We start from the raw sequence: 13,424 nt of genomic DNA on the forward strand, positions 1-13,424 counted from the left end.
CGTCGCCGCGGGACGGCCACGGACCGCGGTCCTCCCGTCGCGCTCAGCCGACGAAGAAGTCGATCGCGTTCCCCGTCGACTGGCCCTTGTACAGCTCGGAGTAGCCGCAGTTCGCACACGAGACCACGACGAACGACCGGTTCTGCACGTCGAACAGCTTCGTGAGACCGGTGCCGCTGGTCGCGATCTCGTCCGTCTCCGTCTCCTCGCTCCCGCACTTCGGACAGCCGTCGCCGTCTCCGGTCGCCAGCGACCCGGACCCCGCTCCCGCCTCGACCGAATCCGGGTCGGCGCGCTCGCCGGCTTCGGCCTCGCTCCACTCGTCGCTCGGTTCGTTGCCGAAGACGGAGTACTCGGCCTCGTCGTCGTTGTCGGAGGGCATCGACCGCACCTGCTCGCGCCATCGACAAACCTCTTGCGGGCCCCCGGCGACCGCGGCGTCGCCCCGCCGACCGCGAGGACTCCTCGCCCCGCCGTCTACCCGTCGATCTCGTCGACGAGCTCGTCGGCGACGCCGACGTACCCCGCCGGCGTCAGCGCCCGCAGCTCCTCGCGCACGTCCTCGTCGACGTCGAGGTCACCGAACAGCTCGCGGAAGTCGTCGAGCGTCACCGACCGCCCGCGCGTCAGCTCCTTCACGCGCTCGTAGGCGTCGGTGTCGCCCTCGCGCCGGAGGATCGTCTGGACGGCCTCGCCGATCACCTCGGGGGTCGCCGCCAGCTCCTCGCGCATCACCGCCTCGTTCGGGACGACCTTCGCGAGCCCGTCCTCGGCCTTCGAGTAGCCGATGAGACAGTGCGCCAGGGCGCCCCCGACGTTGCGCTTGACGGTGGAGTCGGAGAGGTCGCGCTGGAGCCGCGAGCTCGTCACGTAGTCGCCGAGGAACGCGAGGTCCGAGTTCGCCTTCGAGAGGTTCCCCTCGCTGTTCTCGAAGTCGATCGGGTTCACCTTGTGCGGCATCGTCGAGGAGCCGGTCTCGCCCTCGACCGCCCGCTGGCCGAGGTAGCGGTCGGAGACGTAGAGCCACGCGTCGAGGTCCAGGTCGAGGAGGACGTTGTTGACGCCCCGGAGCGCGTCGAACAGCGCCGCGAGGTCGTCGCAGGGGTTCACCTGCGTCGCGAGCGGCGTGTGCTCCAAGTCGAGCCCGCGCACGAACGACTCGGAGAAGGCCCGCCAGTCGACGTCCGGGTAGGCGGCGTCGTGGGCCGCGTAGGTGCCCGAGGCGCCCGCCAGCTTCCCGGAGAGGTCGCCGTTGGCGACGACGACTCGCCCGAGCGCGCGGCCGAGCCGCGAGGCGTACACCGCCATCTCCTTGCCGAACGTCGTCGGCGTCGCGGGCTGGCCGTGGGTGCGCGCGAGCATCGGCGTCTCCCGGTGCTCCCGCGCGAGGTCGGCGAGGGCGTCCCTGACCTCGCGGACCGCGGGCACCAGGACCTCGCTCACCGCGGGCTTCAGGAGAAGCCGGTGCGCGAGGTTGTTGACGTCCTCGCTGGTGAGCCCGAAGTGGATCCACGGGGAGAGCGCCTCGGCGTCGTCGACCGTCCCGGACGACTCCAGGTCGTCCAGCCGCACGCGGAGGAAGTACTCGACCGCCTTCACGTCGTGGTTGGTCGCGTCGTACCCCTCGGCGCCCTCCACTTCGAGCGCCTTGATCAGGCGCGCGTCCTCGGCGGAGAACGACTCGTACGCGTCGCGGAGCGCCGCCTCGGTCTCGTCGTCGAGCGCGATCGGCGTGGCGTCGAGCGCGGCCAGCTCGATCAGGTACTCGACCTCGACGCGGGTCCGGGCGCGCATGAGCCCGGCCTCGCTCGCGTACGGCGACAGCGGCGCGGTCCGGGAGGCGTAGCGCCCGTCGAGCGGGGAGACGGCCGCGAGGGGGTCCGACCGCGGGAGCCCCGCGACGGCGTCGTCGCCCGCCGGTTCGGAGTCGTCGGTCATGTCCGCGACTGCCGCCGGAGCCAGCAAAAGCGTGTCGATGGCGTGACGCACGGACGTGGATAGGTACATCCGCTTTTCGCCCCCGCTCGGGGAATAGTATCCGCGTACGTGGATACTCGGACGCCCCGGACCGCAATCGATATACGCGATCGGTCGGTCAACTGGCGTATGAAGATCGCCGGACTCGCGAGCAACCGGGGGCGGAACCTCAGACACATCGCCGACGTCGCGCCGGGCGGCGCGGAGCTGTCGGTCGTCCTGACGAACCGGGAGCAGGCGCCCGTGCTGGAGGCCGCGACCGAGCGCCGGATCCCGACCGAGGTCGTCGAGCGCGAGCCGGAGGAGTCGCGCGCGTCTCACGAGCGACGAATCTTAGACCGGCTCGCCGACTACGACTTCGATCTGGTCTGCCTCGACGGGTACATGCGCGTGCTCACCGACGCGTTCCTCGACGCGGCGCCGACGACGCTGAACGTCCACCCCTCGCTGCTCCCGTCGTTCCCGGGCATGGACGCGCACGAGCAGGTGCTCGACGCCGGCGTCCGGACGACGGGCTGTACCGTCCACGTCGTCACCGAGGCGATCGACGACGGCCCGATCGTCACTCAGGAGCCGGTCCCCGTCTACGGCGACGACGACGTCGACGCGCTGAAAGAGCGGGTGCTTCACGACGCGGAGTTCACGGCGTACCCGCGGGCGGTCCGGTGGTTCGCCGAGAGTCGCGTGACGGTCGAGCGCGAGGGCGGCGCGACCGGGGGAGACGGGCCGGTCGACGAGGTGACCGGCGTGACCGTCGAGGGCGACGCGGGCGGCGACTTCCCCGAGCGCCGGTTCGTCTCGGAGGAGCGCGTCGAGACGCTCCGCTACGGCGAGAACCCGCACCAGGACGCCGCGCTCTACGCGGACGACGGCCGCGAGGAGGCGAGCGTCGTCGGCGCGGACCAGCTCAACCCCGGCGCGAAGGGGATGGGGTACAACAACTACAACGACGCCGACGCCGCCCTGGACCTCGTGAAGGAGTTCGATGAGCCCGCGGCCGCCGTGATCAAGCACACGAACCCCGCCGGCTGCGCGACGAGCGACGACCTCGCGGACGCGTACGACCGCGCGCTCCGGACCGACGCGAAGTCCGCCTTCGGCGGCATCGTCGCCCTGAACCGCGAGTGCGACGCCGACACCGCCGACGCCATCGTCGACTCGTTCAAGGAGGTCGTCGTCGCGCCCGGCTACACCGACAGCGCGCTCGACGTGCTCCGCGAGAAGAAGAACCTGCGCGTGCTCGACGTCGGCCCGCTCGGCGAGGGCGGCGACCGCTTCGCCGAGCGGTTCGCCGAGAAGCCGATCGTCGGCGGCCGCCTCGTCCAGGAGCGCGACCGGCAGTCGCCGACCGCCGACGACCTGGAGGTCGTCACCGAGCGCGAGCCCACCGACGAGCAGCTGGAGACGATGCTGTTCGCGTGGAAGACGCTCAAACACGTCAAGTCGAACGGCATCCTCTTCGCGACCGGCACCGAGACGGTCGGCGTCGGGATGGGGCAGGTGTCGCGCGTCGACGCCGTGACGCTCGCGGCGATGAAGGCCGAGAAGGACGCCGAGGGGAAGTCCGCCGAGGGCGCCGTGATGGCCTCGGACGCCTTCTTCCCGTTCCCGGACGCGATCGAGGAGGCCGCCGAGGCCGGGGTCGAGGCCATGATCCAGCCCGGCGGCTCCGTCAACGACGAGGACGTGATCGCCGCCGCCGACGAGCGCGACATGGCGATGGCGTTCACCGGCTCGCGCTGCTTCCGCCACGACTGACGGCGATCGGCTCTCTCCGACGGCGCTGATGAAATCATCTCCTTCAGGCGGGTTCGTCCGAAAGGCCCGTTCGCGTATGATCAGTCCCCGATCGATCGCGGGAGAGGGTATAGCACGTTGTGAGTGTGATTATTTGTAAGACGGATTACGATGTTGCTGTCGGTGTTTTATAAGTGATCGACGCTGCTGCGGTGACGGCATCCAAAGCCCCAGCCGACGAGGACGGCGTACGCTCGCTGCGCTTCTCATTCGGTCGCTTCGCTCCCTCATTCCGGTGCTTACGTCGCCTACGCCGTCCTCGTCGGCTGCCCCTTTGAGTCCCACCCCGCACAGCGACCGCAGCCTCACGCCTCCCCAGCCTCGCGGTTCGCGCTCTGCGAGCGCTCACCGCGTCCCTCGCGGGCTGGCTCGCGGCCGCCGGTGGCGGCCGCTCGCAGGCGCGCCACCGCACCGCATTCAGTTATAAGTGATTGTCGCCATCGCTCAGTTCTGTTTTAAACACGCTGTTGCCACTACCAATCTGCAACACTCACTCCCGCAGTCGATCGCCACTGTGTCCGTATCGACCGCGACCGAGACAGACCCTCACTTAGCGGAGGTCGCAACTAGGCCCCTCAGCTACTCGCCGTCGTCCGTCTCCGACTCGACGAACTCCATTCCGCTGATCTCGAACCGCGCTCCGCCCTCGGCGCTCTCCGTCACGGCGATCTCCCAGCCGTGCGCCGAGACCACCTGCTGGATGATCGTCAGCCCCAGCCCGGTGCCTGAGGCGGCCGTGGAGTAGCCGTCGACGAACACGTCGTCGCGCTCGTCCTCGGGGATCCCCCTTCCGTCGTCTTCGACGTAGATCCCCGTCCCGTCCGCGAGGTCGCCCACCCGGACCGTCACGTCGTCGCCGCCGTGTTCGATCGCGTTCCTGAACAGATTCTCGAACACCTGCTGGAGGCGGCTCCAGTCGCCGAGGACGACCCGGTCGGTCTCGACCGAGAGCGTCGCCGCCTCGCCGCTCACGAACGACCACGACTCGTCGGCGAGCGTCGCGAGGTCGATCTCCTCGCGACCGCCGATCGTCTGTCCCTCCCGCGTGAGGAAGAGCAGGTCGTCGATCAGCGACTCCATCCGGTCGAGCGCGTCGCGGCACCGCTGGAAGTGCTCCGGGTCGCCGGTCCGCTCCGCCATGTCGAGGTAGCCGTCGACGATCCCGAGCGGGTTCCGGATGTCGTGCGAGACGACGCGAGTGAACTCCTCCAACTGGTCGCGCTGGCGCTGCATCCGATCGGTCGCCTGCTTCCGGAACAGCTCGTAGCCGACCCACTGGGCCAGCAGCTCCACGAACGTCTCCTCGTCGTCCGAGAAGGGCCGGTCGCGCGCCTCGGTGTCGGCGAAACAGAAGGTGCCGTACACCTCGCGGTTGACCACGACCTTCGCGCCGATGTACGCCTCCAGCCCGAACTCCTCGTAGGCGGCGTCGCTCTCCCAGCCCTCGACCCGGGCGTGCTGGACCGTCAGCGCGCCGTCGAGGTCGACGGTCCGCCTGCAGTACGCCTTCGACAGCGGGCAGCTCCGGCCGGCCTGCAGCAGTTCGTGGTCGCCGCGCGCGTCCACGATCACCTGCGTCTCGTCGTCGATCTCGGTGAGGAAGCCGGCCTCCACGCCGAGGTACGCGCGACCGAGGTCCAACAGCTCCGGGAGCTTCTCCTCGAACGACCGCTCCTGGTCGGCGGTGATCCGGTACATTCGACGGAGGGCGTCGCCCTCCGAGATTCCCTCACTCATCGTCGGTCACGGCTGCGATGTCGTATTCAGGTCCCCGCCCGGCTTAAACCGGACGGTGTCGGTTCCGACATCCCCGACGGCGACGATCGATTAAAACTACCGACAGAGACGACCGACCCCCGTCCGCGTCAGTCGTCGCTCGACGCCTGTCCGGTCGGGTCGGTCGCGGCGCCCGGGACGGCCTCGGCCGGCGCCGGCGGCTCGTCGCGCACGTCGGCGCCCTTGCCCTCGGCGATGACGTCGGCGTACGCGTCGGGGAAGACCCGGACGAAGTCGTCCAGCGTCGCGGGCCAGTCGTCGAGCAGCTCGGCCGCGCGGTCGCTCCCGGTGTACGCGCGGTGGTTCTCTACAAGGCGGCGGAGCATGCGCTCGTCGGACTCGTCGAGCGTCCGAGACACCGATACCATCCCGCGGTTCACGCGGTCGTCGAACCGGTCGTCGGGGTCGTACACGTAGGCGACGCCGCCGGACATCCCGGCCGCGAAGTTCCGCCCCGTGTCGCCGAGCACGGCGACGACGCCGCCGGTCATGTACTCGCAGCCGTGGTCGCCGACGCCCTCGACGACGGCCTTTACGCCGGAGTTGCGGACGCCGAACCGCTCGCCGGCGACGCCGTTGACGTACGCCTCGCCGTCGGTGGCGCCGTACAGCCCGACGTTGCCGGCGACGACGTTCTCGGCGGGGTCGTAGCCGGCCTCCTCCGGCGTGTTGACGACGATCCGACCGCCGGAGAGCCCCTTTCCGAGGTAGTCGTTGGCGGCGCCGGTCAGCTCCAGGGTGACGCCGGGCGCGAGGAACGCGCCGAAGCTCTGGCCGGCGTAGCCGTCGAACCGGCAGGTGACGGTGTCGTCGGGGAGCCCCTCGCCGCCGTGCTCGGAGACGACGCGGTTCGAGAGCGTCGCGCCGACCGCGCGGTCGACGTTCGCCACGTCGCGGGTGAGCGCGACCGGCGCGCCGTCCTCGATGGCCGGGGTCGCCTCGTCGATGAGGTCCCAGTCGAGGAGGTCCTCGATGTCGGCGTCGTCCTGCTCGCGGGTCTTGGTCCGGGCGTCGCCCGCGGGCTCGGCGATCACCGCCGAGAGGTCGAGGTGCTTCGCCTTCTCGTGGTCGGTCTCGCGCTGCGAGAGGAGCCCCGGCCGCCCGATGAACTCCTCGACCTCGGTGTAGCCGAGCTCGGCCATGATCTCGCGGAGCTCCTGGGCGATGAACGTCATGTAGTTGATGACGTGGTCCGGCTGGCCGGGGAAGCGCTGGCGGAGGTCCTCGCGCTGGGTCGCGACGCCGACCGGGCAGGTGTTCTCGTGGCACTGGCGGGCCATCACGCAGCCGGAGGTGACGAGCGACGCGGTGCCGAACACGTACTCCTCGGCGCCGAGCGCGGCCGCCACGGCCACGTCCCGGCCGGTCTTGAGCCCGCCGTCCGCGGTGACGCGGATGCGGTCGCGCAGGCCGGTCGCGCGGAGCATCTGGTTCGCCTCGGCGAGGCCGAGCTCCCACGGGAGCCCCGCGTTCTTGATCGAGGTCTTCGGAGACGCCCCAGTCCCGCCGTCGTGGCCGGAGACGTGGACGACGTCCGCGTTCGCCTTCGCGACGCCGGCCGCGATGGTGCCGATGCCGGCCTCGGAGACGAGCTTCACGTTGACGTCGGCGTCGGGGTTCGCGGCCTTCAGGTCGAAGATGAGCTGCTTGAGGTCCTCGATCGAGTAGATGTCGTGTTGCGGCGGCGGCGAGATGAGCCCGACGCCCGGCGTCGAACACCGGACGTGCGCGATCATCTCGTTGACCTTCTCGCCGGGGAGGTGGCCGCCCTCGCCGGGCTTCGACCCCTGGGCCATCTTGATCTGCAGCTCGTCCGCGCTCGCGAGGTAGTCGGCGGTGACGCCGAACCGCCCGGAGGCGACCTGCTTGACCGAACACTCCTTCTCGGTGTCGAACCGCTCCGGCGGCTCGCCGCCCTCGCCGGTGTTCGACTTCGCGCCGATCCGGTTCATCGCGATCGCGTTGTTCTCGTGGGCCTCCGGCGAGATGCTCCCGAGGCTCATCGCGGCCGTCGAGAAGCGCTCGACGATCGACTCGACCGGCTCGACCTCCTCGACCGGGACCGGGTCGCGGTCGGAATCGAACTCTAAGAGCCCGCGCAGCGTCTGGAGCTCCTCGGACTGGTCGTTCACCAGCTCCGCGAACTCCCGGTACTGCTCGTAGTCGCCGCCCCGGACCGCCTGCTGGAGCGTACCGACCGTCTGCGGGTTCCAACCGTGTTTGATCCCCGACGAGCGGTGCTCGTACTCGCCCGTGGTCGCCAGCTCGGGATCGGCGCCGAACGCCATCGCGTGGCGCGTCCGGAGGTCGTCCTCGATCTCCTCGATCCCGATCCCCTCGGTGCGGATCTCGGTCCCCTCGAAGTACTCGCCGACGAACTCGGAGGCGAGCCCGACCGCCTCGAAGATCTGGGCGCCCTGATACGACTCCATCGTCGAGATGCCCATCTTCGCCATCGTCTTGAGGAGGCCGTCCTCCAGCGCGCCGCGGTACGCCGCCAGGGCCTCGTCCTCGTCGGCGCCGTCCGGCCCCGCGACGACGTCCGCGATGGAGTCGTACGCGAGGTACGGGTCGATCGCGTCGGCGCCGTAGCCGACGAGCGTCGCGACGTGATGGACCTCGTGCGGCTCGCCCGACTCGACGACGACCCCGGCCCGGTTCCGCAGCCCGTTCCGGACGAGGTGGTGATGGACCGCGCCGGTCGCGAGCAGGCTCGGGACCGCGAGGCGGTCGGGGCCGACCGCGCGGTCGGAGAGGACGACCACGTCGACGCCGTCCTCGATCGCGGCCGCGGCCTCGTTGCGGATCCGGGTGACGGCGTCGACGAGCGACGCGTCGCGGTCGTACGTGATGTCGACCGTCACCGAGTCGAACGCCGGCCCGTCGCCGTCGACCGGCTCACCGTCGAGCGCCTTCAGCGCGGCCGCCTCGGCGTCGGTGAGGATCGGCGAGTCCGAGACGATCTGCTCGGCGTGCTCGGGGGTCTCGTCGAGCAGGTTCCGCTGGTTCCCCATCCGGGTCTCCAGCGAGGTGACGAGCTCCTCGCGGATGTAGTCGATCGGCGGGTTCGACACCTGCGCGAACAGCTGTTTGAAGTAGGTGAACAGCGGGCGGTCGACGTCGGCGAGCACCGACAGCGGCGTGTCGTCGCCCATCGATCCCACGGGGTCTTTCCCGTCCGTCGCCATCGGCTCGACGAGGTGGTTCAGCGAGTCGGTCGTGTAGCCGAACGCGGCCTGATGCGCCCGGACGGTCGGCTCGTCGTCCCCGGCGCTCCCGTCGCTCTCGTCGGGCGCGTCGGGCGTGTCAACCGTCTCCGCCTCGGCGTCGACCTCGCTCGCGACGTCGTCGAGGTCGACCTGCCGCTCCTCGACCCACTCGCCGTACTTCTCGTCGGTGAGCTCGGCGAACACCTCGTCGTCCGGGACGATCCGTCCCTCCTCGGGGTCGGCGACGAAGATCTCCCCGGGCTGGAGCCGTCCGCGGCGTTGCACGTCGGCGGGATCGGTCGGCAGCGCGCCGACCTCGCTCCCGACGATCAGCCGGTTCTCGTCGGTCACCTCGTACCGGCACGGACGGAGCCCGTTGCGGTCGAGGACCCCGGCGACCTGCTCGCCGTCGAAGCCGATGACGAGGGCGGGCCCGTCCCACGGCTCGACGAGGGAGGCGTGGTAGTCGTAGAAGTCGGTGCGGGCCGCGTCCATCAGGTCGTCGTCGCGGAACGCCTCCGGGATCAGCATCCGGAGGGTGTGCGGGAGGTCGCGACCGGCCTGCAGGAGGAGCTCGACCGCGTTGTCGACGCTCGCGGTGTCGGACTGGTTCGGGTCGTCGATCACCGGCTTGATCGTGTCGAGCTCGGCGCCGAACGCCGGGTGGTCGAGGTCGTTCTCGCGGGCGCGCATCCAGTTCACGTTCCCGCGGATCGTGTTGAACTCGCCGTTGTGGACGATATTGCGGTACGGGTGCGCGAGGTGCCACGCGCCGAGCGTGTTCGTCGAGAACCGGGCGTGGACCAAGGCGACGTGGCTCGCGAAACGCTCGTCGGTCAGGTCGGGGAAGTAGTCGGCGAGCTGTGATCCCTTCAGCAGGCCCTTGTACACGACGCGCTGGCGGTCGAGCGAGCAGACGTAGAAGCGCCCGGCGCCGTCGACGTCGGCGACCGCGTTCTCGATCTCGCGTCGGGCCGCGTACAGGGCGCGGTCGAAGCCGAGCAGCTCCGGGTCGACGTCGTCCGGGCGGGTCTCCTCGCTGGTGAACCGCTCGGCGAGGCCGGCGCCCTCGACGGGCGCGGCGAACAGCTGCGCGACCTCCGGCTCGGAGTCGAGCGCGGTCGCGCCGAGGTCCGCGTTGTCCGTCGGGACGGAACGCCACTCCAGGACCTCCAGCCCGTAGACGGAGAACACCTCGGCGATGACGTCGTGGATCTCCGCCTGCACGCTTCCCTCCGTCGGCATGAAGACGGAGCCGACCGCGTACTCCTCGGGCAGGTCGGCGTCGACGACGTCGCGGAAGAACTCGTCCGGGCGCGAGACCATGATCCCGGCGCCGTCGCCGGTGTTCTCCTCCGCGCCCGTGGTGCCGCGGTGTTCGAGGTTCTCCAGCAACCGGACCGCGTCGGTCACCGTGTCGTGGCTCGGGTCGCCGTCGAGGTCGACGATGCCGCCGATCCCGCAGTTCGATCGCTCGTCCGTTACCGTCGCAAGCCCCCCACCGCGACCCGAGGACTCCGAACCCCCCCGGGTGTTACTACGTGGCTCGGTCATACCTACCACTCACGAACGATCGCTTAAAGGTATGACCCTGATACGGGTAGGATCCCTCGTACACACATTAGGGAATATAAGGTAATTATTCATCAGGGGTTGATAACCGTTAACACGGTCCCTGTTCGATCAGTTTAGACGCCCGGTAACCATATCGATCCGAATCCGAAGGCGAATCTTCACTCAGACGAGCGTATATTCGGCGTTTCGGTTGGGCTTCGTCAACTCCGAACCGATCGGCGGTCGAGCGGCACCGAACCGAGGAGCGGGCGCGTCCTGGTTCCCCGTCGATCGAGCGGGACGCCGGTCGTCGGACGGTGGGTGTCCGGTCGTCGGACTGCGGGCGTCCGATCGCCGACGGCGTCGGAGTCGGCGACCTCCCCGGCCGCGGAGTCGGTCACTCCCGAAGCGGCGTGAACGTCCCGTTGATGTCCCACTCGTGGATGCAGTAGACCTCGCCCGGCTCGTCGGCTATCTGCCAGCCGGTGGCGTCCTCGTCCCACCGCTCCCGGCGACCGCACAGCTCGCACTCGCGCTCCCGTGGCGGGGTGATCGTCACGCTCATAGGCGACGGAAGGGAGCGGTCCAGCAAAAGGATACCGCCGGCTCCGCGGCTCGTTCCGGTTTCACCGTTCCGAGCCCCGTCGGTATCCGGCGACCTTCCCGGCGAGGAGAAGCGCGATCAGCGTGCCGACCGGCCCGAACCCCGGCACGTCCTCGGCGGTCGCCCGAATCGGCGCGTCCTCGTAGGCCGGCGTCACCGGCTCTCCGGCGTCCGCGTCGGACTCCGGCGCGGGCGAGTTCGGACCGCCGCCCTCGGTCGGTTCGCTCGCCTCCGACTCGCTCTCGGTCGATTCGCTCACGGCCGATTCGCTCTCGTCCGCCTCCGACGCAGCGCCCCCGCCGGCGGAGCCGATTCCCGCGGGCGCGACGGCCACGGGCGACCTGTCCGGGCCGTTACGCGCACCCCGCCGGACGCTCGTACCCCGCTGACTCACGAACCGGAGACCGGTCCGACCGACCCCGGCCCGCGTCTCGTCACCGCCGCCGCCCGCTTCCGAGTTCTCCACCGAGGACCCCGCTCCCGGCGTCCCACCGGCTCCGCCGCCCCCACCCCCGCCGCCGCCACCACTGGCACCGCCGCCACCCGCGCCACCGCCGCCACCACCACCGCCCGCCACGGCGCTGGTACCTCCTCCACCACCACCCGCTCCGCCACCGCCCCCGCCGCTACCGCCTCCGGCCTCACCGGTCTGATCGGCATCCACCTCAAGCGACCCGTCGCTCGGGTCGACGCCGCCCTCCGATGTCGCCGCCTCGAAGGAGACGGTCGTCGACGCGGCGTGGTCGCTCGTCGGATCCGCTGCGGCTTCCCGCAGCTGTTCGTCCTCCACGCGGAACTCGGCGGTGAACGCCTCGCCGTCGGCGGGCGTCTCGTCGGTCGCGAGCGCGTCGTCGCCCTCGGCGACGAGGTAGAGCCCCTTCCCGTCGACGTGCACGGACGCGTTCCTCGGAACCGCCCCGTCCGAGTCGGACCCGGCGTCCCCCGTCGCCGTTGTCGACGCGTTCGACCGCACGCCGAACGCGAGCCCGTCGAGCCGGGCGAGGTCCGAGCCGTTCTCCAACGCGGCGCCCCGGGCGGCCGGCAGTCCGCTCAATCCCGTGGCATTGACGGCGTACGCCACGGTCTCGTTCGGCGCGACGGTCGAGGTCGGCGAGAGCGTTCCGTTCGCGATCGCTCGCCGCACCGCGTCGGTCGTTCCGAGGTCCGCCCGATCGAGGTCGGTCGTCGCGTAAGCGCGCATCCCGTTCGTCGATCGGCTCCCGATCGCGACGGTCGCCTCATCGGTCGTCGTGGCGAGTCCCTGCTCGGAACGAACTTCGATCCGGTACTCTCCGGGAGGGAGCGTCCCGTCCGACGCCGTCGCGTTAACGGACTCGACGGTCGCGTTCGGTCCCGCCGTGATGAGATCGTCGGTGAGTGACTCGTTACCGAACGCGTAGGTGTTGAGACCGATCGTTGTCCGTCCCGAATCTGGTGTGGACAGATTCGCTGTAGCGAAGGTTCTATTGCTAGAAATTTTGACCAATCTTATTCTTGATTTATTGTATGTGGGGCCTATTTTAGCATTGTATACACCTCCCAAAACTGGTTGAGTCAAATTTGAGTTGAGAGTAATATTCGTATCTTTATCCTCTGCGGTTTGTACCGGAGACCTTGGTATCGTAATTGTTGTACTATCTACTGCATAGATTACTTTTGATGAACTTGACCACTCTGGCTGAATTGTAATTGCAATGTTTTCTTCGCCTTCAATAGAACTATTCTCAAATGATATTGATTTTTGCTTCTCTTGGGTTGTATTGATCCTCTCAGTAAGGTTTCCATTTGAGGATTTATTCCAAACGACTATCTGGTTATCTGGATTATCCCCAAGATTGACCTCATCAAGGCTGAGTGTATCTGTCTCATTATCATACGACTCCGACTTAACCGAAATATTTGCAGATGGCTGAACTGAAAATTCTGTTTTATTGTATATTCCGGACTGCGATGAATTATATATGAATTCTCTATTTATCCTATTAAGTCCCTGATTGAACATACTCAGGTTCGAAGTGTTCATATTTTCAATCTCAACGCCAAATAACTCTGTATCATGTAATGCAGAAGATTTCACGATAATAGTTGCCTCAGTAGTATCTGGATCTTTGATAATAACTTCTGAATCATCTGTCGCCCTACCATTCTTAAGATCATAGGAAGTATTATTCTCATCAAACTCAGCACCTGCCTCAACCAACTTTCCTACCTTAATTTTGACTGGATCTGTTTTACTATATACTTTTATTCCGCTGATTGTCTGATTTTCGCTGGAGCTCACCGAAACATTCTCCACCTGATCAACGTTCCACAAAACACCATCTACTGGTACTGCGCATATAATTATCGCAGCAACTGAAACAACAATGACACAGATGACGAGGACGGTAACCGGTCGGTGTTGAGTTGGGTTTCTTCGGTCCATCGTGAAGGGCCACGATCGACGGAGCCGGAGCTACGGAGCGCTCGCGCCGCGACATCCGACGAGCTCGCTACGCCGCCACGGT

Annotated in this window: 7 protein-coding genes; 1 reads left to right on the top strand and 6 read right to left on the bottom strand. The window is 67.9% G+C overall.

The window, feature by feature from the left end; all coding sequences use genetic code 11:
• Window positions 1–43: 43 nt before the first annotated feature.
• Both ACFQMF_RS05215 and purB read right to left on the bottom strand, forming a co-directional pair.
• Window positions 44–382, bottom strand: a complete 339-nt coding sequence (locus ACFQMF_RS05215; RefSeq protein ID WP_256408619.1) for a zinc ribbon domain-containing protein — start codon at window positions 380–382, stop codon at window positions 44–46.
• Window positions 383–477: 95 nt separating this feature from the next.
• Window positions 478–1,938, bottom strand: a complete 1,461-nt coding sequence (purB, locus tag ACFQMF_RS05220; RefSeq protein ID WP_256408618.1) for an adenylosuccinate lyase — start codon at window positions 1,936–1,938, stop codon at window positions 478–480.
• A gap of 168 nt (window positions 1,939–2,106) precedes the next feature.
• On the opposite strand from purB, the gene purN reads away from it, so the two are divergent.
• Window positions 2,107–3,735: a phosphoribosylglycinamide formyltransferase gene (gene purN / locus ACFQMF_RS05225; RefSeq protein WP_256408617.1), complete on the top strand. Its 1,629-nt coding sequence runs from the start codon at window positions 2,107–2,109 to the stop codon at window positions 3,733–3,735.
• 618 nt (window positions 3,736–4,353) lie between these two features.
• On the opposite strand, the gene ACFQMF_RS05230 is transcribed toward purN, so the two are convergent.
• The 4 genes from ACFQMF_RS05230 to ACFQMF_RS05245 form a co-directional block, all read right to left on the bottom strand.
• Window positions 4,354–5,511 (bottom strand): sensor histidine kinase, encoded by a 1,158-nt coding sequence (locus tag ACFQMF_RS05230; RefSeq protein WP_256408616.1) that lies wholly within the window; start codon window positions 5,509–5,511, stop codon window positions 4,354–4,356.
• 128 nt (window positions 5,512–5,639) lie between these two features.
• Window positions 5,640–10,313, bottom strand: coding sequence for a glutamate synthase large subunit (gltB, locus tag ACFQMF_RS05235; RefSeq protein WP_256408615.1), 4,674 nt, complete (start codon window positions 10,311–10,313; stop codon window positions 5,640–5,642).
• 397 nt (window positions 10,314–10,710) lie between these two features.
• Window positions 10,711–10,878, bottom strand: a complete 168-nt coding sequence (locus ACFQMF_RS05240; RefSeq protein ID WP_256408614.1) for an HEWD family protein — start codon at window positions 10,876–10,878, stop codon at window positions 10,711–10,713.
• A 61-nt stretch (window positions 10,879–10,939) separates the two neighbouring features.
• Window positions 10,940–13,342, bottom strand: a complete 2,403-nt coding sequence (locus ACFQMF_RS05245; protein ID WP_256408613.1) for a hypothetical protein — start codon at window positions 13,340–13,342, stop codon at window positions 10,940–10,942.
• Between the last annotated feature and the right edge of the window lie 82 nt (window positions 13,343–13,424).

The sequence above is a fragment of the Halorubrum rutilum genome, assembly GCF_042665015.1.
In the GTDB taxonomy this organism is placed as follows: Archaea; Halobacteriota; Halobacteria; order Halobacteriales; family Haloferacaceae; genus Halorubrum; species Halorubrum rutilum.